The following is a 20058-nucleotide window of genomic DNA, read 5'->3' as shown; positions in this document are numbered from 1 at the left end:
CCAATGTCCGAACCCGATCTGCTCCGGAAAGAGCGCGGCGCGATCCTCGAACTCGTGCTCAACCGGCCGGCGAAGTACAACGCGATCAACATGGCGATCGCCGACGGCATCGCAGATGCCTTGGATGTCTTCCGGGATCGACGCGACCTGCGGGTGCTGCTGATCCGCGCGAACGGGAAGTATTTTTCCGCCGGGGCCGACCTGACCGACATCAAGAAGGGCGACACGGCGGGAAGCTCGTCGAACGAACGGACATGGTATCGCCGCGGGCGTGGTAGCTTCCACAGCATGTTCGACGAAATGGAGGCCATCGAGAAGCCGATCGTCGTCGCGCATCAGGGGCCCTGCTTTGGCGGCGCGTTCGAAATGTCGCTCTCGTGCGACTTCCGCCTCGCCGCTTCCTCGGCGACCTACAGGATGCCAGAAATCGATATCGGCTGCATCCCGGGCTCGGGCGGGACGAGCCGGCTGACGCGCCTGATCGGCCCCCATTGGGCGCGCTGGTTCGTGCTGGCCGGCGCAACGGCGAGCGCGCAGCAAGCGCTCAGCATGGGCCTGCTGCATGACGTGTTTTCCGATGAGGATTTCGGCGCCCGCGTCGAGGCGTTCTGCGAAAAACTGGCCTCCCTCCCCCCCGAAGCGGTCGCCATCTCCAAGCTGACGATCGAGCTGACGGCGGATCTCGAGCGGCAACAGGCCCGTAACGTGGAACGCCTCGCCAACAGCATCCTCTTCCTCGGTGACGAGCACCGCAGCCTGATCGCTGCCATGATCGAAAAGCTTTCGAAGAAAAAATGACGTTGTCTTAGGAGCTAGCGCTATGAATGACCTGACCGAATTCTGGCCGAAGAACAGGAAATTGTCGAAGGGCGACTGGACACCGCCGGCCGGCACGCGGTTCATTTCCGCCGACGATCATCTGATGGAGGCCCAAAATCTTTGGGAAGAGCGGCTGACCGGCACAGACAAGGACCGCGCGCCCAAATTCTGGCAAGACGAACACGGCATCTTCCATCTGGTCGTGGATGGTGAATCCTACAACACGCCGGGCTTCGATCTTTCGTTTCCGGAGGGACGACCCGGCTTCTGGGACACCCAGAAGCGGCTCGAAGACATGGATGCCGAAGGCATCGATGCGTCGATCACGTTCCACTCGCGCGCTGCCGCACTGATCCGCATGAAGGACAAGGACCTTTGGTTCAAGTGCATCGACGTTTTCAACGAGTGGTTGGCCGAATGGCGAATGATCGCGCCCGACCGACTGTTCCCGGTCGCCTATCTCCCGACCTTCTACAAACCCGAGATGACCCGGGACTATATGCAGAAGATCAAGGCGCTGGGCTTCAAGGCCGTCGAAATCCCGTCGGCACCGCGCGGCGTCCGCTATAACGGATCGGAAATGCTCCCCATGTGGGAAGCCATCGCCGAAGCCGGTCTGCCGCTTTCGATTCATATCGGCGTGGCGCTCGAATATACGGGCACGGGGGCGCTGGCGGCGAACATCAACCGCAATCTCCAACCGTTCAACGCGCTGTTCGGCCAACTCGTTTTCGCGGGTCTCTTCGATCGGTTTCCCAATCTGCGGATCGTCTTCACCGAAGGCGGCGCCAGCTGGGTTCCGCCGACGATCACCGGCGCGGACAAGATCTACCGCGACTATATCTCGGCCATTCGCCCGCGCATCGAACACAAGCCCAGCCACTATTGGTATCAGAATTGCTGGACGACGTTCATGGACGATCCGGTCGCGCTCGATCTGATCGATTGGATCGGCGAGGACAAGCTGATGTGGTCGATCGACTATCCGCACCCCGAAGGCGTCTTCGGCGAATCCATGCAGATCGCCAGGCAGATCTACGACAAGGCCGGGGAAGCGCGATTCAAGAAAATCGTTGGCGGCAACGCCGCCCAGCTCTGGGGCATTTGAGCCTGCGCGGTTTGGCGTAATGAGGGAGGAGGCGTAGCCGGGCGCCTTCTCCCCGCCCCGGCAAACCCTTCTGCCCCGCATCGCGCGCAAGGCAACAGGCACCGGCCCAACTGCAGGCGATGCCTGCCTTGTGCGCCGCTACCGCTTCCCGTCCGGTTTCCGCAAATATGCCTCGATCGTCGTCCGCACCGCGCGTAGCTCTGCGGCCACGCGCTGGCATGCCTCCACGGAAAGCGCCTCCAGCACCGCCTCGGCCGTCCGCGTCGCACGTTCGGTTGCGGCCTGATAGACGGCCGCTCCCGCCTCGGTGACCTGCAGGAAATGGGCGAGCTTGTGATCGGGATTGGGCTCCGTCCGTAGCAGTGTTGCCGTCACCAAGCGGTTGGCCGTGCGCTGAACGACCTGGCGATGCAGACCGAGGCTTCGGCCGATCTGCGGCACCGTCGGGGCGCGCGTGGCCTCAACGACCGCGGTGAGGATGGTGAGTTCCATTTGCGAGAGGTTCACCGACGGCGCCACATCCGCGAACAGACCGTCCAGCCGGCCCTTCAGCCGGATGACTTCGTCGACAAGGGGAACCAGCGGATGCGAGGCAGTCGAGAGGGGCTTCATGAACTCTTTCCGGCAGAATGACGGGCAAGCGCGAAGCCTCGCACATTGCAACGCCGTTTTCCAGATTGACTCTAAAGTTCCAAAGTGGAACTTTGTGTCAAATAGGAGAGGGTCCATGTCGGTCGTTACGTCAGCCCATATCGAACAATATCGCCGTGACGGCGCCGTGCTCATCAAAGGCGCTTTGTCGAGCGCCGACGTCGCCCAGCTCGAGCGCGGCATCGAGCAATGCTATCGAGAGGAGCGGGGTCCCGCGACCGTGGTCGAAGGCGGCGCGACCGGCGGCGCCACGGTCGTTCGCGACTATGCCTCGATGGAGAGCCCGGTTCTGGCGGATCTCCTGGGGTCGGGACGGATCGGAGCGATCGGATCGGCCCTGATGCAAGCCCCATCGGCGCAGCTCATCCTGGACCAGGTTTTCTATAAGGCTGGCGGGCCGGTAGTGGCGACGCCATGGCATCAGGACACACCTTTTCTGCGCGTGCGCGGGGAGTCCATCGTTCGCTTATGGTTTCCCTGCGATTTCTCGCCGCGACACTTGACGGTGCAGGTCCTCCGAGGCTCGCACCGGTGGGAGATGATCTTCAGCACCCAGGTTCGATCGGGCGACCCGTCCGCCAAGGAAGGCGCGACGGGAATTGGCGATCCCGGGATGCCGATGGTGCCAGACGTCGCACGTTTCCCGGAAAGCTTCGACATCTTGACTTTCGACGTGGCGCCCGGCGACGTGCTCGCTTTCCAGGGGAACGTCGTGCACGGTGCCGGGGGGCATCCCAATCACCCTACCCCCCGGCGCGCCTATGCGGTGCTGCTCGGCGGGCCGGACCTCCACTATCACGCTCCCCGGGGCAAGGCCTTCCCCTCACCCGGCCGGATGCGGGGGTTGCGCGCAAAGGACGATATCCCGGATGCCGCGAAGATCGGTGCGTATCCGGATGCATTCCCGGTCTGCTGACCGGCACCGTTGCGCCTGATAGGGCGGACGCACGCAACGCCGCGCGTCCGCCGAAAGCCAGGGAGATGCTGCGGCCCGCACGCCCCCCTCAGCGGCGGATGTTCCTGGAGTAGAAGTGCGGCATGTCCAGCTGGCCGAGGATGCCCGGCTTCGCTGCGCAGACCTCGTTGATGGCGTTGATCGGGTGCAGGGCGGTGATCGCACACCCATCATAGAGGCTGAGCGCCATCTCGGTGTGGATATTGGGCTCACCCTTGATGATCACCTGATAGCCGCACTCGGCGCCGTTCAGCGGCTGCTCGAATTCGGGCCCGGCGTCGACATGGCACCGCTCCACCTTGCGGTAGATGATCAGCGGCTTGCCTTTGTACATGCCGCGCATCGTCCAGCGGACCGCGGCGATCGTGTTGGCAAGCCCTTTGCCCCAGGCTGCATCATAATCATGATCGAGCGCCGCCGTCTCATAGGTTTGAACGATTTCGTCCAGCTCGACGCCCAGATAATCGGCGATCCCCCAGATGGTGCTTTCATGCCAGCCCTTGCCGATATCATCGTAAAACATCGGTGCGCGATAATCGAGCGGCTGGTTGAATCCCCAGTTCATGATGGACAGGAAGCTGCCATAGCCGTTCAGGTTGGATATCTCGCAGACATCGACGGTGTCGACTTCACCGGCACCCGACAACAGGCTGAACAGATGGCCGATCGTCATATAGCCGGGATCCGTGCCGCCACAGAAGATCGAGGCTCCGCCCTTTTCACAGGCTTGCGCGATCGGCTCGACAAACGCGCTGCGGCCGAATTCGGGGGCAATGAGATCCATCAGCGCAGGCCCCACGACATTGATGCCGGCCTCGAGAAACGGAACCACATCCGCCACACATTCCGCTTCGCGATGCGAATAGTTTCCCTGGTAAACCAGACAATCGGGCTTGAGCGCCAACAGCTCGGCCGGATCGGCGGTCGCAATGACGCCTGTCTTCCGACGCCCCGCGATATCGCCGGCATCGCGACCGATCTTGTCGGGCGACCAGGCCAGAAGACCGACCAGCTCATATTCTGGATGACCGATCAGGCCGCGCAGGCCGGGCATTCCGATGGGGCCCGTACCCCAGACGGCAACACGCTTTTTCGCCATTTCTCTCTCCTGCTCGGGTTCTTCTTGCGGGAAACCGCTCGAAACAAGGGTATCGATTTAAATCTAATGTTCAATAGAATATATGAAGATCCTACGAGCGTCGCGTGCGCTCGCGCAGGCGCTTCGCCGCTTCACCATATTCCGCGGCAATGCGGTCAACGAGATCCTGCACGGCGGGAACGTCGTCAATCAGCCCGACGCCTTGGCCGGCAGCCCAGATATCCCGCCAGGGCTTGCGCTCGGAGGAACGGGGATCCTGCGCGACGGTGTCGACGGACAGGTGGTCTGGGTCGAACCCGTTCGCGCGGATGGACGATCGCATGAAATTGCAAGGCACCCCGCGCGTGAAGGCAGGCGTGTAGAGGATGTCGCTGGTATCCGCTGCCACCAACATCGCCTTATAGGCATCCGGCGCCATCGATTCCTTCGTGGCGATGAAGCGGGTGCCCATGTAACAGAGATCCGCACCTAGCGCCTGCGCCGCCAGAATGCCGCCGCCCGTGCCGATCGCGCCGCCAAGGACGATCACGCCGTCGAAAAAGGCGCGAACCTGCGGGACCAAGGCGAAGGCGCTGACAGCGCCAGCATGGCCACCACCACCACTTGCGATCAGATTGATGCCGTCGACTCCTGCCTCCGCCGCCTTTTCGGCATGGCGAACGCTCGTTGCGTCATGGAAAACGACGCCCCCCCATCCGTGCACTTCCTTGACAAGATCAGCCGGTGCACCGCCCACGCTGATGACGATCGGTACCCGCCGCCGCCTGCAGACCTCCAATTGCCTCTCGAACAAGCCGGCACGGTGCGCGTCCCTGCCCGCGCCTGCGCTGAGATTGGCGGCATAAGGCCCCGCCCGCTGGCCGGTGCGCGCTTCAAAGGCGGCGAGTTCCCCGGCAATCCGATCGAGCCATTCGTCATATTCCTCCGCAGAACGCGCCGAAGCCGAGGCAACGCCGGCCATGATACCGGCGGAACATGCCGCGATGACGATATCGGGGCCGGTGACGAGGAACATGGGCGCCGCCACCAGCGGCAGACGCATTCCCGAGAATAGCGGCGTGTCCAAGAGTTCCATCATTAGCCTCCCTGTGACTACCTCGTTCATCCTCGGGGCTGCGGGTGTGCAGCAGCGCCGCAGCACGACCTCCTGCCACTTCCCGCCCGCGCCGCATCCCCTAGAAGCCGCCGCTTTCCAGACGCGACGCCAGATCGGCGTTGCGGCCCGGATTGGTCTCGATCTCCATCGCCAGCCCGTCGGCGAGCGGCATCTCGGCGCCGCAATCGATCATCGTCTTTAGCCAACGGGTCACGCCGCGCGGGTGACTGGCGATCCGCGCAGCGAACGCCTGGACCTCTTCGTGCAAGCGGTCCGTTGGACACGACCTGTTCGCCAGCCCGATGCGCACCGCCTCTTCGGCCAGGACTTCGCGACCGGAGAACATCATTTCCTTCGCCCTGGCACGGCCGATCCGCCGCGGGAGCCGTTGAGTCAGCCCCCAGCCTGCGTGCAATCCCCATTTCTGATGGGTATCCCCGAACCGTACATCCTCCGCCGCGAAAAGGATGTCGGCGGTCAGCGCCAGTTCCAGGCCGCCTGTCAGGCAATGGCCCTGTACGGCTGCGATCACGGGTTGCGGAAGCGCGGCCAGGGCTGACAGGGTGGCGCGATTGAAGGCGGTGGGGTCGGGATCGGTCGGCTTCCGTTCCTTGAACGCCTTGAGATCGGCTCCGGCGCAGAAGGACCGCCCGGCACCGCGCAGGACGACGCAACCGATTGCCTCCGTCTGGGTAGCGATGGCGTCGATATGAGCGCGCAGTTCCCGGAAACTGCCCGCTGAGAGCGCATTCAGAACCTCCGGACGGTTTAGCGTCAGGGTCGCAACGCCGTCCGCGTCGCTTCGATCTACCAAAGAAGTCACGCTGTCTCACCTCCTTGCTCAGCAGCGATCGCCCCTATGCCCCAGGGTTCGCCCCACGTATAAAGGCGAGGTGCCGGAGAAATTGCCGCGTTCAGCTTTTGCCCATCAGCGCGTTGGAAACGATGTTGCGCTGAACTTCGCTTGCGCCGGCATAGATGGTCGACGGTCGCGCGATCATGTATATCTTGCGGAGATCCAACGGGCTTTCCGCGCCGATCGTCGGCGTCTGCAGCCCGGCATCCTCGTCGATGACATTCAGTATCTCCTCCGAGATATTCTGGAACGCCTCCGTCGCGAGGACCTTCATCATGCCCAGCACGGCATTGTCGACCTCGCCGCGAATTGCCGCGTCCGCAACTTGCGAATGCAGCGCGGCAAGATCGTGCACGTCACAGAACAAGGAAGCAGCCCTATCCGTCACCCCGGCATCTTCGGCGAGCCCGCGCGTTTCGATCAGTTGCTCGAGCACTTCGAACGCCTGCCTGGGTAAGGTGGGGGCGCCGTTGGATATGCGCTCATCCCCGAGCAGGGCCTTGGCCACCGTCCAGCCCTGGTCGAGCGCGCCGACCAGATTTTCCGCAGGAATGCGCACATTCTCGAAGAAGATCTCGCAGAGTTCGTCTTCGTCGGCGAGGTTGAGGATGGGGCGCACGGTCAAGCCGGGCGTATCCATGTCCGCCAGCAGGAAGCTGATACCTGCCTGCTTCTTCACCTCCTTGTTGGTCCGCACCAGCACGAAGATGCGGTCCGCACAGCCGGCCAGCGTCGTCCAGATTTTCTGGCCGTTGACGAGGAACGCCTCTCCATCCCGCACCGCCGAGGTCCGCAGGCTGGCCAGATCGGAACCCGCATTGGGCTCGGAATAGCCCTGGCACCACAGATCTTCCCCGCGCAGGATCGCCGGCAGGTAGCGCGATCGCTGCGCATCGGTGCCATATTTCATCAGCACCGGTGCCAGCAGCACCCCGCCGCTGTCGAGCACGCGGGCGCAGCGATGGCGTTCCATCTCCTCGTTCAGGATGAGCTGCTTTTCTAGGCTCAGGCCCAGGCCGCCATATTGCTTTGGCCAGGCAGGCGCGCGCCAGCCGGCTTCATAGGTCATCCGGTGCCACCGCCGTTCCTCATCACCGGCAAGCCGGCGGATGATCGGGATGCGCCATTCCGCCGGATAATTTTGCTCCAGCCAGTCGCGCCATCGGGCGCGAAACGCGTCGTTGGACAGCAGGTTGAGGTCTTGCGTCATCATGCGCCCTTTCCGCCGCGATGCGCCATCAGGGCTGCCCGGCGATGCGCGGAGGCACCGCCGAGCCAGCTGGACCAGCGCAGCGCGCAATGGACGTAGAGGCCTACATCCGCTTCGTCGGTATAGCCGAAGGCTCCGTGATACTGGATCGCCCAGCGCCCCATTTCCTGGGCTGCCTGGCTGCAACGGGCTTTGGCTGCGGGCACGGCTGGCCCCCAAAGCTTGCCCTCTTCGACGCAGTGCGCCGCCTTGCGCCAACTGGCGGCGGCGAGTTCGATCTGGCTATAGAGGTCCACCATGCGATGCCGCAGCGCCTGGAACTCCGACAGCGCGCCGCCGAACTGCACACGCTGCTGCATATAGGCCAGCGTTTCGTGCCACAGCGCCTTTGCCAGGCCCTCGAGTTGCGCGCTCAGCGCGACGGTGCCGCGTGCGATTGCGTGCTCGAGCGCGACCCGCGCAGCATCGCCCTCCACAATCACGGCATCGGCAGTCACACGAACATCGTCAAACACGACGTCGGCAGTCAGGGTACCATCGGTTGCACGCGCAACGACGAGGGTGACTCCCGAGGCCGATGGATCGACCGCTACCACGACAGGGCCGTCATCGCCTTGTGCGGCAACCAAGAGTGCCGAGCCAGGGTGCCAAGCGGGCACGTGCACCTTTGCTCCCTGCAGCCGGCCAGCGGCCAGGCGCGTCCCGAACGCCGGAATGCCGACGCCGCCGCGCCGCTCTTGCCAAGCGAGCGTGACCGATTGATGGCCTTGCGCCAACCCCGTAGCGAGCGCCGCGGCCACCGGCCCGGCGCCGCGGGCCAGGAGCGTCCCCGCCATGATCGCCGACGCGACAAAGGGTTCGGGCGCAAGCGCGCGGCCGAGTTCCTCCGCCAACGGAAGGGCCGCACTCAGTCCGAGTTCGGCGCCGCCCAGCTTTTCCGGAAGGAGCATGCCGGTCCAGCCGAGTTCGGCCATGCGCCGCCACGTGTCGGCGTCGAAACCGGTTTCGGACGCACGCACCGCCCGGAAATGGCCCGGGCCGCCCGCATCGCCGAGGAATGCGATAGCGCTGTCGCGCAGCATCTGCTGCAGTTCGTCATCGGTGCGCCAGCCCATGGATCACCCGGCCATCTGCATGCCGCCATTGGCGGACAACCGCTGGCCCGTGATGAAAGAAGCCGCATCGGAGAGCAGGAAGCAGACGGGCTTCGCCGCCTCTTCCGCGGAACTCCACCGGCCCAGTGGGATCCGCGACAGATAGGTCTCGGCGAACTTCTCGCTGCGCACCGTCTCCGTCATCGGCGTGACCACCACGCCAAAGGCGACGCAGTTGGCGCGAATATTGTACTTCGCCCATTCGCGCGCCGTAGACATCGTCATGCCGATGATGCCCGCCTTGGCCGTTGCGTAGTTTACCTGGCCTATCGTTCCCTGGACCCCGGCATCCGAGGAGATGTTGACGATCGATCCGGGGTTGGGGTCCCCCGCCTTTGCACGTTCGATCATATGGTTGCCGACGGCCTGCGAACACAGAAACGCGCCGGTCAGGTGAACGCTGATCACCTGATCCCATTCTTGAAGCGTCATTTTCGACAACATCGCGGGACGGGTGATGCCGGCATTGTTCACCAGGCCATGCACGGCGCCGAACGTGTCGACGGCGTATTGCACCAGCGCATCCACCTCGGCGGCGTCGGCGATATTGGCCTTCACGCCCAGATAGCGTCCTTCAGGGTACTCGGCCTTGGCCGCTTCGAGGGCATCGCCATGCATGTCCGCGATCACGATATTGCCGCCCAGCGCAACCACCAGATCGGCGACTGCCCGGCCGATGCCCTGGGCGGCCCCGGTAACGATGACCGTCCTATCGACAAGGGACATGGGGTTGGCGGTCGGCTGACTATCCATTGCGGGCATCCTTCTTCATCTCAGCGAATTCTCATGGCCTGCTCCGACACGCTCGCAATTCCATTCCCTCGATCCGGGACCAGGTATCGCGATGCCGTCATCGTCCAGCACGCCGGCGGTGCTCAGAGCACGCCGGCGGCTCGCAGCGCAGCGCGCTCGGTTTCCGAATATCCTGCCTCTGCCAGAATCTCGTCATTATGCTCCCCGACGGCAGGCGGCGGGTAACGATAGGCGGGAGGGGTAGCGGAAAGTCGATAGGGCGAGGCAACGGTACGGATATCCCCGAACGCGTCGGAGGAGAGCGTCAGGAACATGTTGCGGGCAATCGCCTGCGCGTCCCGCTCCATATCCTCAATGTCGTTGATCGGGCCGGCAGACACCGTGGCATCGTTCAGGATCGACACCCACTCGGCGCGTGTCTTTGTACGGATGATGTCGGCGATCAGCGCCTTCAGCGCTGGACGATTGCGGACCCGATCGCCATTGCGCATGAAGCGAGTATCGCTAAGCCATTCGGGGTGCCCCAGAACGTTTGCGAGCCGGACGAACTCCCGATCGTTGAACGTCGCGATGATGATATGGCCGTCGGAGGCACGGAAGACGCCGTACGGCGCGGCACTGGGATGATCGTTGCCGGTCCGGCCCAACTTTACCCCGGCATTGAGCCACGAAGACGACGTGTTGAGCAATGCCGCTGCTAGCGATTCGAACAGGGAGATATCGACCTGCTGCCCCTCCCCGGTCTTGCGCCGATGCTCGAGCGCTGCGAGAATCCCGATGACGGCATTCATTCCGGCGAAGGCGTCGACGACGGGTATGCCGACCCGCAACGGCCCCGCCCCCTCCTCCGTATCGGCGTGACCGGTGACGCTCATCACCCCGCCCATTCCCTGAACGAGGAAATCATAGCCCGAACGCTCCGCATACGGGCCCGTTTGGCCGAAGCCCGTGATCGAGCAATAGATCAGCCTGGGATTGATCTCGCGCAGCGCCGCATAGCCGAGACCGTAGCGCTCCAATGTACCGGTGCGGTAATTCTCGATAAGGATATCAGCCGCACTGGCCAGCCGCCGGATAATCGCCTGCCCTGCCGCGGTCGCGAAATCGACGGCGATCGAGCGTTTATTGCGGTTGACCGATAGAAAGTAGGTCGACTCCCCGGAGCTGGTTTCGGTCGGCTGCCGTAACCAGGGAGGACCGACCCGCCGCGAGTCATCGCCCTCTCCCCGGCGCTCGATCTTGATCACCTCGGCACCGAGATCCCCCAAAATCTGCCCGCCAAGCGGACCGGCGATGACCCGGGTCATATCCAGCACTGTCAAGCCGGAAAGAGCGCCGGGTGGCGATCCTGAGGTCATTCGGTATCTCCATATTTCGACGATAGTGCCACCAGAAGCCATGCACCGGCGCCACAGGACGGCGGCAACGATCACTTCCCGGTCAACATCCACCGAAGGTTCCGCAGCAAGGACCGGGCAAGGCGCACGGCGGCTTGAAAGCGTTGTAGCCAAAGCGACCTGGCAGCTTGCCATGCGGGACGCCCGATGCGCCCCGCATGGGGACACTCAGAAGCGGAACGTCGCCTCCACCCCATAGGTGCGCGGGTCACCATAGGTGAAGGTTTCGTAACCCGCCCCCGTCAATTGGAAATTGCGCGTGAGGCCGTAGAGTTCATTCGTGATGTTGCGCGCGTAGATGCCCGCGCTAAGGCGGCTCCCACCGATATTGTTGTAATCGATGCGCGCATTGAGCAGCGTATAGCCTGCCTGCGCGCTATTGAACCCCTGGAGGTCATTGCCCAGGCGTGAGCTTCGGTAATATACGTTACCGTTGAACGCCAGCTCTTCGCCATTTCCATTCAGAGGAATGGTATAGATTGCCGTAAGCCCAGCCGTATCCCTGGAAATGTTGCCGAAGTTCTGCCCGGTAAGATTGCGCGAAGCCACTGCCAGCGTGCATCCATTGACATCCGGTATGGCAAACTGGTCGTACTTGCCGAGAGTCAAGTTATAGAAACCATTCATTTGCAGACCCTTCAGCGGCCGCGCCTCCAGTTCAAGTTCGACCCCCTTCGGCGTACCCTTGCCTGCATTAACGATCAAGGAGTTGGAGTTCTGGCTAGTACCACACGAGCCTGTGACCTGCGTCTGGATATTCGAATACTTGCCCTGGTATAGCGCCAGATTGGCACGAACGGGCACTCGGCCGATATGCGCATCGGCTTTGACGCCGATTTCATAGTCCGTGAGCTTCTCAGGTGCGTAGGTTCGCAGCGCCGGTGGGATTGCCGGAGAAATCAGGTTGAATCCGCCTGCCTTGTAGCTGTGCCGGTTGGCTACATAGATCAACACATGACTGGTGACCTGATAGTCGACACCCAAGGTCGAACTCAGTTCCTTGTCGCTTATCCGTAGGGGATCAGGAACTCCCCTGTTCGATCCTACGCGGGTATCCCAGGTATGCCGCAGGCCACCGGTGATTTTAACGCCGGTCAGCCCAAGATTACTGAAATCATAGGTGACCTGACCGAACAACGCCTTGGACGTATATCGATCGAATGATGTATCGAATAGCGTAGGGCTCGTACTGAATAGAGTTGTCGTCTGATCCACTCTAGTCTTTTGCCTGGATATGAAACCACCCACCAACCACGTCAGGCTATTTTCAAAGGATTTACCAAATACCTGCAGTTCGTCACTGATTTGGGTCTGATGACGAGCCTGCGCAACATCGACCATCGGAAAATTAAGGCTCGTCGAATTAAGGTCAAAAGCGTTCTTTATATCGTAATACCCAAAAATATTTTTCAATGTAACACCGCCAAGCTCATAGGAGGTGGTGTCAGCAATAAGGTAGCTCTTGTTGTTATCGTAATCCGGAGAATATGACTGATCGATCGTCCGGTTACCCAACTGCTGCTGGCGTGCAAGTCCGGCCAGCGCGGGAGGGAAAAACAGGCCGAAGCCACCGAGTGTCTTCGTGATCGGGGGGTTTAAGTGCTGCTTGCCATTGAAATAGGTGACAAGCAGATCGTTCTCGAGCCCGTCCACAGGGGTCAGCGTAACCGCTGCTCGAAGTGCGGTATAATCCTTGTCGTTTCCGTCAGGCCCGCTCAAATTCTTGACCATGCCGTCCTGGCGAGCCACCTGCCCGGAAAGGCGTACGCCCAGAATGTCCTTGACGATCGGCAGGTTGATGGCGCCGGTGAACTGCAGAAGGTCATAGTTACCGATGTTCCCGGTGACATAGCCGCTCACGTCGCGCGTATTTGCTCTTTGCGGGGTAAACAGAACCGCGCCGCCCGTGCTGTTCTTACCGAAAAGGGTCCCCTGCGGACCGCGGACGATCTGCACCGAGGCCAGATCGAAGATACCGGCCGCAATCACGCGCGAGTCGACGGGCACGTCTCCAAAATAGTTTACGACGGTGTTATCGGCACCCAGCGGCGAAGTCTGGCCACGCAACTGGAAGACCGGCGCGCCCGACCCTCCCAGGGGGTCCGGCGTGATCACCAGGCTTGGTGCACTGAACTGGAGATCCGTCGCACGACGGATCTGCTGGCGCTCCAGCGAATCCGAGCTCAGCACGGATGCCGCAACGGGAACATTCTGGAGATTCTCTGATGTTCGTCGCGCGGTAACGATAATGTTTTCGAGCTGCTCCTGATTAGTCGGCGACGCTTGCGCCGGCTGGGCCGGCGAGGAGCCCGGCACTGGCGCCGCATCCTGAGCGATCGCGGGAACAGCAAACATCACGAACGAGGCAGCTGTAGCGCCCAGCAATGGGCACCAGGTACGAGTATGGCGCATTCTTTTCCTCTCCCAAAAGCGCCTCCCGCCCCTCTATCATGCTAGTCCCTGTTCAAGCGTCATCGCTTTGCCCGGGGCAATTTTTTATCAAGCGGAAGTTCGAAATTGGTATCGCGGGACGATTGTTCCGTCAATCATGCGCATCCCAAAGTGACATCACGCATACGATATTTGGGACACAAGCTCGCCAAAGGCGCATCGCTCTGGCATCGAACCGACACTTCCTTTGGAGATCCGAGGCAGTGGAATCGCAGCGCGCCTGCCCGGTCGGAATGATCGATCCGAGGCGCCGCCGCGGCAATCAGGCGCATCTCAGTGCGCCCCGTGCGCGCAGCTGATCGAAGCGAGCGCACGCGGGCCGATCTCCGCGACCGATGGTGGGGTAGTCTTTTAGATCGCTGATCCGGCGCAAATGCTATATCCGTCAGAGACTCCGAGCTCGATCCGCAAGAAAAGGCCTGCGCGTTCCTGTTCGGCGCCCGCGGCCGAACCGGTCTTCGACTGTTGCGAGAAGCGCGTCGACCACTGCTCGCCGAGCGACCATGGTGCATCATTTGGCTCGGTCTGCGCCCGCGGGAGTACGGTCCTGATTCCGGACACTTGGCATCCTGTATCGCAAATGTGATTTTTGAGCGCCGGCCTCCCCACCGCCTGGCGAATATGGAATATATGTGGCTGCGTATACGGCAGTGCCCGCTCCATCACGGCACCATCCGCATGCGTGTGGTGCCAAAGAGATCACACGATCCGTGGCCAGGAGAGGCGATATGCTGAAAAGAGTCGGTGCCGCGCGTTGGATCGATATGGCAGACATCCGTTGCGCCATGATGGGGATCATACCGCTCGCTTGCCTCGCTGCAGCCTTTTGGCTTTGCGGCTTGCTCTTCTAAAATCCGGACCTTCACGAAGCGCGGGTCGAGGACGCCGCTACCAGCGGCGCGGCTTGCCCCTCGGAAAGGCGCAACAGATGCAATCTATCCTTGCATCCGTCGCCTATCGAGGCACGCCAATCGGCGGTACCGTCGCCCGGTGATCCGCATCGACATGAACCTGCTGGCCGCCCTGAGCCGAACGCTGGCGCGACTACGCGCGGCGCGCGTTGATCCGCTGCTGGTGTGCACCGACGCGTGCTGCTACCCCAGCCGCATGCGATAGCCCTGCGCGGCGGGGGCAACAGGTCCATCACGAAGCACGTCTGCTGCCAAGACTGCCCGCGCAAACGCTGGATATCGCCGCCGCCCGACCCGGCTCCCCCCTGCCCACCACCGGCTGCGCGACACGGTCCCACCCATCTGCCGCCGGGAGATCGACAACGCCGGCGGCTGCAATCATGATCCTCGACGACATATTCTCGCAGCCTGACACGGGCGCACAGCGTCAGACGCCAGCCGCCTAGAATTGATACCGCACGCCCGCCCGCAACGTCCGCGGTTCCACCACCCGGCTCAGCCGACCATCGGCCGGCGCAGCCATCACCGCCGGCACGAAATAGGTGTAGTAATACGCGATGTCCTTGTCGTGGCTGTCGAACAGGTTGAGCAGTTCGGCATAGAGCTGGACGCGGCCCGGCTTCCACGCCGCGCGCAGATTGACGACGCTGCTGCCCTTGTCGCGCACGCTGTTGTCGGTGAGGAGGGGATAGGGGCCGAGGTGCCGCAAGCGGATGCTCGCGTCGAACCGGCGCGAAACCGCCGATACCCCCAGCTGTGCGGCATTTTCGAAGGCATTGGGAATATAGCTGCCATCGGCATAGCGCGCGTGGCTGGCCGTGTAGTTCGCATCGAGCGCCAGCCAGGGGAGCGGACGCCAGAAGCCGACCAGTTCATAGCCATGCCGGCGAGATGCGCCGGTCGGCTCGACCGTGTTCGAATCGCCGACGAAGCGCAGCTCGCTCTGCAGGTCGAGCCACCAATAGGTCGCCGTCAGCGTGAGGTTGGGGCGCTGGAACCGCACGCCCAGTTCGTGCCCGCTGCCGCGCGACAGGATCGGCACGCTTGCGGCGGATACGGCGCCGCGCGCATCGTTCGAATGGAAGCCCCGCCCCCAATTGGCATAGAGTTCCAGAAACGGCGCCACGGCATAGGCGATGCCCGCCTTTGGCGAGAGCAGCGCCTGATCGCCACTACCCTGTCCCAGCGCCTGCGCCGGTGCATCGCGGGCGAAGACGGCATAATGGTAATAGTCGCCGCGCACGCCACCCGTCAGGCGCAGGCCCGAAACCGGCTTCCACACGATTTCGCCATAGCCCGCCGCCGAAGCCTCGCGAACGCGATAGGCGCCCAGGCTCGCCACCGGGGCGCGATCGGCGGTGTGGTAGACGCCGACTTTCGGAATGTCGTCATAGCGATTTTCGGTCCCGGCAACGAAGTTGAGCGTGTCCCCGAGGCGCCACCGCTTCTCGCCCTTCAGCCCGAAGATCCAGCGCCGGTCGAACTGGAAGATCTGGGCGCTCCTGCCATAATCGGGCGCGGCGGGATCGGTCTGGGCGAAGGTCGGGTTCGAATACATCGACCAGTCATAATATTGCGCATAGGCATTGAGCCGATAGCCATCCCCCTGCAGTCGCACATTGCCGACGAAGCGCGTCGTCTCGCCGCGGGCGGTGGGATCGGGCGCGCAATAGCGATCCGGGCAGATCGCCGTGCCGATGATCGCCTCCGGGATCTGCTCGGTCGGCCGCCAGGTGCCGCGATAGCCGTGCAGCGTCACCTCCAGCGCCCCCAGGCCCGTCGGCGCCGCATATTTGGCGAAGGCGGAGACGTGCCGCAAATGCTCGGGCAGCTGCCAGGGCCCGTCATAGGCCTTGGCCTGCCCCACCAGCGTGAGTTCCCCCGGGCCGAGCTTTACCGACCCGCCCGCAGCCATCCGTCGCCAGCCATAGCTGCCGCCTTCGATCGAGACCCAGGGCCGATCGTAGCGCGCGATCGTCTGCATATAGGCGGCCCCCGCCATCGCGAAGTCGCCGCCATCGGCACGATAGGGGCCTTTGCGGTAATCCTCGCGCGCGACGATTTCGGGGATGAGCCCGTTGAGATCGAGATAGCCCTGGCCATGGCCATGCGTGCGCAGGTTCATCTGCACATCGTCGATATAGGTGGTGAAGTCGCTGCCGTGATCGAGGTTGAAGCCGCGCAGGAAATATTGGTTGGCCTTGCCGCTGCCGGAATGCTGCGCCGCGATCATGCCCGGCACGGCCTCGAGCAGTTCGGCGACGCGCAGCAGCGGCCGGACCAGCAGATCCGATCCCGCGACCGAGCCTTCGCTCGCGGCCTGGGCGGTGCCGATCTTCGCCTCGCCGCGTCCGAACACGACGAGGTCCCCCTCGCCGGGTTGCACGTCCGCCGGGGGCGGGGATGGGGCGGTCTGGGCCTGGACCCCTGCTGCAGGGAGCAGGCCGAGGAACGACGCGGCAAGGGCGGGAGCGACGACTCGGGAAGGCGGCATGCTGGGCACCCATGATGGAGGGGAACGCGCATCGCGAACGCGGTGCTGCGAGAGGGCGCCGTGTCGGCCAGCGCATCCCGCTTGCAGAGCCTTTCGCAGTCGAATCGCCGCCGCAAGTGGCGAACGGTTCGCGTCCCCGCCGTAACCGGCACCTCGGCCCAAGCGGCGCCCTCTGACGCGCCGGTCGGATCACCGTCGCGCACGTCAAGACCCGATCGCGGCGGCTTCCCGCCCCCCGAAGCCATGGCGTTGTCGCCTCGCTGTAACGGTTTCACAACTGTAATCGCCTTCGCGAACCGGCCGAAGCCCCGCAAATGCTGGGCGATCTTTTCCGGCCGCGACGCACCTCGCCCGGCAGGGGAACGCAGGGCGCCGCGGCGCGCACGATACGAACATGCACAAGGAGTTGGATGGATGAAGAAGCGTGGTAATCTGTCGGTAGCGATGGCGGCGGCGGCGTTCGGAACCGGGCTGGTCGCGCTCGCCGCAGCGAGTTCGCCGGCGCTGGCGCACCATTCCTTCGCCATGTTCGATCAGACCAAGATCCTGAACGCGAAGGGCACGATCAGCGAATTCCACTGGACCAACCCGCATTCCTTCATCGTCGTCGACGTGAAGACCGGGGCGACGACCACCCGCTACGTGCTGGAATGCAACAGCACCAACATGATGACCCGCGCCGGGTGGAAGGTGAACACGGTGAAGCCGGGCGACGCGGTGGGCATCACCTATTATCCGCTGCGCACCGGCAAGCCGGGCGGGATGCTCAAGACGGTCACCCTTGCCGACGGCAAGACGCTCAGCGCCTGGTGACCGAAGGCGATGGCACGCGCCGTGCCGTCGCCCGCCATGGCGGCACGGGCAAACTGCCGGCCGCCCACACGCTCCGCCCGGAAAGGCCCGGCCGGCACGCGAATGATCCGAACGGGAGAAGATGCATGAAATTCGCCAGCGCGCCCGCATGGGCGCTGATCGGCCTTGCCGCGCTGCCCATCGCCGCCGGGCACGCCCAGACCACGCCGCCGGCAGCACAGACCATTGCCAAGGAGCCCGACATCATGGGCACCTGGGAAATCTACCCCGATCCGTTCGCCGGGGAGAACAACACCTTCGTCGAGCTGCCGGTGCCCAATGGCGGGCCCAAGCTGAAGGAACCCTATGCCAGCCAGTGGAAGGCGAAGCGTGCCGAGCGCGACGCCAAGCTGAAGGCCGGCACCCCGCTCGTCGACCCCAGCACCCAGTGCGCGCCAGAGGGCATGCCAATGATCATGGGGGCGATCTTCCCGCTGCAGATCCTGCAGACGCCGGGCCAGGTGACGGTGCTGGCGGAATTCCTCACCCAGACCCGCCGCATCCTGTTCAACAAGCCGCTGCCGCCGATCGACGAGGTCTCGCCCTCCTATTACGGCTATTCGGTGGGCAAGTGGGAAGGCGACACGCTGGTCGTCACCACCCGCGGGGTGCGCGAGGACACCCAGTTCTTCGAGATCCCGCACAGCAAGCAGATGGAGATCCAGGAGCGCATCCGCCTGACCGCGCCGGACATGCTGGAGGACCGGATCACCATCACCGATCCGTTGATGCTCGCCGAGCCCTATAGCTTCACCTATGGCTACAAGCGCAACGACGGCTATGAAATCGTGGAATATATCTGCGACCGGGTCGATCCGCTGTTCAAGGTGAATGCGGACGGCACCGTCTCGATGAAGACCGAGGGCGATCCGCCCGAGGCGGCCAAGCCCGCGACGCAGCCGGGCAAGAAATGACGCGGCCGGCGGGACGGCGAGCATGACCAGCCGTCGCGAGCTTCTGCAAGGCGCAGCCCTCGCAATAGCGAGCGCTGCCCTTCCAGCCGCCGCCGTGCCGCAGTCCCCGGCGGGGCGGGTTCGCGGCATCGCGCCGCGGCCGGACCGGCTGCTCCGCCTGGGCGGCATCGGCGACGGCTACAAGACCACCGTTGCCGCCAATGGCGTGCAGTTCGTCGGCGTGAATGACGGCCCGGGCTGGGCACGGCCGGCGGAGACCTTCTATGTCAGCCGGCTCTGGGCGGTGGCCGGCCCGCCCGGCGCGCCGCGCTTCCGCGAAGTCCCCGGCTATCCCGCGCTCGATCGCGCCGCCCGCGCCGAGGATGCACCCGCCTATTACGGCCATGGCCTGATCGCGATCGGCAACCATCTTTACCAGTTCCTCAGCACGCTCGACCGCGCCACCGATCGCCCGCGTCGCTGGACCGGCGCCAAGCTGATCCACTCGCCCGACGGCGGGCACAGCTGGTACGACCAGGACGGGTCCGCGCCCGTCCGCTGGGAGGACTGGGGCGAGCAATCCGCCGACCGGCTGGCCTTTTTCGGGGCGCCGGACGGCTGCTTCTCGCTGCTGTCGATCGTCCAGATGGGGCCGGGCTATGCCGCCAATCGCGACGGCTTCGTCTATCTCTACAGCGTCAACGGCAGCGTCGACGGACGGATGAACGAACTGGTGCTCGCCCGCGTGCCGACGGGCCGGTTGCTCGAGCGCAGCGCGTATCGCTTCTTCGCCGGGCACCGACGCGACGGCAGTGCCGCCTGGAGCCCCGCGATGGCCGACCGCGCCGTGGTCCATCGCTTCCTCGCCGGCTGGGTCAACACGACCAACCTGTTCCCCGGCGATCTGGTGGTCGAATCCTGGCTGCCCAGCATCGCCTACAACCAGGCGCTCGGCCTCTACATGATGACCAGCGCCGGGATCGGTTGCGCGCCCGACGGCACCGAGTTCGGCAAGCCCAGCTATTTCGGCTTCTGGGTGAGCGACACGCCCTGGGGACCCTGGCGCCAGATCCATGCGGATGCCGCCTGGACGCCGGGCGGCGAGGCGCAGGCCCGCGCCTATGCGCCGCAGATCGTGCCGGGCTGGATCGCGCGCGACGGGCGCTCGCTGTGGATCCTGTGGGCGGACCTCGCCGGCATTCGCGACTTCGGCCGCGACGAGGCACTGATGCAGGCCGCGATCGAGCGTGCCGCAACGCCGCATGCCAAGACGGCGGTGGAGGTCGATTTCATCCACCGCTACATGCCGCGCTTCGCCTGCAACGCCCAGCGCATCGACCTTCAGCTCGACTGAACAAA

At 63.8% G+C, this 20058-nt stretch carries 16 protein-coding genes; 6 read left to right on the top strand and 10 right to left on the bottom strand.

Annotated elements, in window-relative coordinates:
- Positions 1–3 precede the first annotated feature (3 nt).
- Together SAZ01S_RS11035 and SAZ01S_RS11030 are read left to right on the top strand one after the other, a co-directional pair.
- Positions 4–798 (top strand): enoyl-CoA hydratase/isomerase family protein, encoded by a 795-nt coding sequence (locus SAZ01S_RS11035; RefSeq protein WP_084582326.1) that lies wholly within the window; start codon positions 4–6, stop codon positions 796–798.
- Positions 799–820: 22 nt separating this feature from the next.
- Positions 821–1927, top strand: a complete 1107-nt coding sequence (locus SAZ01S_RS11030) for an amidohydrolase family protein (protein ID WP_084582325.1) — start codon at positions 821–823, stop codon at positions 1925–1927.
- A gap of 138 nt (positions 1928–2065) precedes the next feature.
- Here SAZ01S_RS11030 and SAZ01S_RS23640 read toward each other — a convergent pair whose 3' ends face one another.
- A complete protein-coding gene (locus SAZ01S_RS23640; RefSeq protein WP_167693141.1) occupies positions 2066–2539 on the bottom strand; it encodes a MarR family winged helix-turn-helix transcriptional regulator in 474 nt (157 codons plus the stop codon).
- A 115-nt stretch (positions 2540–2654) separates the two neighbouring features.
- Between SAZ01S_RS23640 and SAZ01S_RS11025 the strand changes: the two genes are divergently transcribed.
- Positions 2655–3494, top strand: coding sequence for a phytanoyl-CoA dioxygenase family protein (locus tag SAZ01S_RS11025; RefSeq protein ID WP_167693140.1), 840 nt, complete (start codon positions 2655–2657; stop codon positions 3492–3494).
- Positions 3495–3582: 88 nt separating this feature from the next.
- On the opposite strand, the gene SAZ01S_RS11020 is transcribed toward SAZ01S_RS11025, so the two are convergent.
- The 9 genes from SAZ01S_RS11020 to SAZ01S_RS10980 all read right to left on the bottom strand — a co-directional run bounded on the left by SAZ01S_RS11020 (position 3583) and on the right by SAZ01S_RS10980 (position 16954).
- Positions 3583–4632 (bottom strand): NAD(P)H-dependent amine dehydrogenase family protein, encoded by a 1050-nt coding sequence (locus SAZ01S_RS11020; protein WP_064310796.1) that lies wholly within the window; start codon positions 4630–4632, stop codon positions 3583–3585.
- Between the two features lie 91 nt (positions 4633–4723).
- Entirely contained in the window at positions 4724–5647 is a 924-nt protein-coding gene (locus SAZ01S_RS11015; protein ID WP_218018057.1) for an NAD(P)H-dependent flavin oxidoreductase, read from the bottom strand.
- Between the two features lie 160 nt (positions 5648–5807).
- Complete coding sequence (locus SAZ01S_RS11010) at positions 5808–6551, bottom strand: enoyl-CoA hydratase/isomerase family protein (RefSeq protein WP_084582322.1); 744 nt, start codon at positions 6549–6551, stop codon at positions 5808–5810.
- A 91-nt stretch (positions 6552–6642) separates the two neighbouring features.
- On the bottom strand, positions 6643–7884 hold the full coding sequence (locus SAZ01S_RS11005; RefSeq protein WP_218018056.1) for an acyl-CoA dehydrogenase family protein: 1242 nt from the start codon (positions 7882–7884) through the stop codon (positions 6643–6645).
- Positions 7794–8909: an acyl-CoA dehydrogenase family protein gene (locus SAZ01S_RS11000; protein WP_084582320.1), complete on the bottom strand. Its 1116-nt coding sequence runs from the start codon at positions 8907–8909 to the stop codon at positions 7794–7796. Before SAZ01S_RS11000 ends, SAZ01S_RS11005 begins: the two co-directional genes overlap by 91 nt.
- 3 nt (positions 8910–8912) lie before the next feature.
- Entirely contained in the window at positions 8913–9701 is a 789-nt protein-coding gene (locus SAZ01S_RS10995) for an SDR family oxidoreductase (protein WP_084582319.1), read from the bottom strand.
- Positions 9702–9823: 122 nt separating this feature from the next.
- The gene (locus tag SAZ01S_RS10990; protein WP_084582318.1) at positions 9824–11059 is read right to left on the bottom strand and encodes a CaiB/BaiF CoA transferase family protein; all 1236 of its coding nucleotides are present in this window, start codon (positions 11057–11059) and stop codon (positions 9824–9826) included.
- A 207-nt stretch (positions 11060–11266) separates the two neighbouring features.
- Entirely contained in the window at positions 11267–13510 is a 2244-nt protein-coding gene (locus SAZ01S_RS10985; RefSeq protein WP_084582317.1) for a TonB-dependent receptor, read from the bottom strand.
- Between the two features lie 1392 nt (positions 13511–14902).
- The gene (locus SAZ01S_RS10980; protein WP_084582316.1) at positions 14903–16954 is read right to left on the bottom strand and encodes a TonB-dependent receptor; all 2052 of its coding nucleotides are present in this window, start codon (positions 16952–16954) and stop codon (positions 14903–14905) included.
- A 414-nt stretch (positions 16955–17368) separates the two neighbouring features.
- Here SAZ01S_RS10980 and SAZ01S_RS10975 point away from each other — a divergent pair, with 414 nt between their 5' ends.
- The 3 genes from SAZ01S_RS10975 (at position 17369) to SAZ01S_RS10965 (ending at position 20053) form a co-directional block, all read left to right on the top strand.
- Positions 17369–17767, top strand: coding sequence for a DUF6152 family protein (locus SAZ01S_RS10975; protein WP_139810034.1), 399 nt, complete (start codon positions 17369–17371; stop codon positions 17765–17767).
- Positions 17768–17892: 125 nt separating this feature from the next.
- The gene (locus tag SAZ01S_RS10970) at positions 17893–18720 is read left to right on the top strand and encodes a hypothetical protein (RefSeq protein ID WP_084582314.1); all 828 of its coding nucleotides are present in this window, start codon (positions 17893–17895) and stop codon (positions 18718–18720) included.
- Positions 18721–18742: 22 nt separating this feature from the next.
- Positions 18743–20053 carry a glycoside hydrolase family 183 protein gene (locus tag SAZ01S_RS10965; RefSeq protein ID WP_084582313.1) on the top strand — a complete coding sequence of 437 codons (1311 nt, stop codon included), beginning with the start codon at positions 18743–18745 and terminating at the stop codon, positions 20051–20053.
- Positions 20054–20058 lie beyond the last annotated feature (5 nt).

The sequence above is a fragment of the Sphingomonas azotifigens NBRC 15497 genome, assembly GCF_002091475.1.
Lineage (GTDB): Bacteria > Pseudomonadota > Alphaproteobacteria > Sphingomonadales > Sphingomonadaceae > Sphingomonas > Sphingomonas azotifigens.
Note: the sequence above shows the minus strand (reverse complement) of the source record. Positions and strands in the feature narration are given on the sequence as shown.

Bases quoted from the DNA above. Each gene is read 5' to 3' on its own strand.
- SAZ01S_RS10995 (WP_084582319.1), bottom strand. From the start codon at position 9,701: ATGGATAGTCAGCCGACCGCCAACCCCATGTCCCTTGTCGATAGGACG.
- SAZ01S_RS11030 (WP_084582325.1), top strand. From the start codon at position 821: ATGAATGACCTGACCGAATTCTGGCCGAAGAACAGGAAATTGTCGAAG.
- SAZ01S_RS11015 (WP_218018057.1), bottom strand. From the start codon at position 5,647: ATGTTCCTCGTCACCGGCCCCGATATCGTCATCGCGGCATGTTCCGCC.
- SAZ01S_RS10990 (WP_084582318.1), bottom strand. From the start codon at position 11,059: ATGACCTCAGGATCGCCACCCGGCGCTCTTTCCGGCTTGACAGTGCTG.
- SAZ01S_RS10970 (WP_084582314.1), top strand. From the start codon at position 17,893: ATGAAATTCGCCAGCGCGCCCGCATGGGCGCTGATCGGCCTTGCCGCG.
- SAZ01S_RS11035 (WP_084582326.1), top strand. From the start codon at position 4: ATGTCCGAACCCGATCTGCTCCGGAAAGAGCGCGGCGCGATCCTCGAA.
- SAZ01S_RS10975 (WP_139810034.1), top strand. From the start codon at position 17,369: ATGAAGAAGCGTGGTAATCTGTCGGTAGCGATGGCGGCGGCGGCGTTC.
- SAZ01S_RS10985 (WP_084582317.1), bottom strand. From the start codon at position 13,510: ATGCGCCATACTCGTACCTGGTGCCCATTGCTGGGCGCTACAGCTGCC.
- SAZ01S_RS11000 (WP_084582320.1), bottom strand. From the start codon at position 8,909: ATGGGCTGGCGCACCGATGACGAACTGCAGCAGATGCTGCGCGACAGC.
- SAZ01S_RS10965 (WP_084582313.1), top strand. From the start codon at position 18,743: ATGACCAGCCGTCGCGAGCTTCTGCAAGGCGCAGCCCTCGCAATAGCG.
- SAZ01S_RS11025 (WP_167693140.1), top strand. From the start codon at position 2,655: ATGTCGGTCGTTACGTCAGCCCATATCGAACAATATCGCCGTGACGGC.
- SAZ01S_RS10980 (WP_084582316.1), bottom strand. From the start codon at position 16,954: ATGCCGCCTTCCCGAGTCGTCGCTCCCGCCCTTGCCGCGTCGTTCCTC.
- SAZ01S_RS23640 (WP_167693141.1), bottom strand. From the start codon at position 2,539: ATGAAGCCCCTCTCGACTGCCTCGCATCCGCTGGTTCCCCTTGTCGAC.
- SAZ01S_RS11020 (WP_064310796.1), bottom strand. From the start codon at position 4,632: ATGGCGAAAAAGCGTGTTGCCGTCTGGGGTACGGGCCCCATCGGAATG.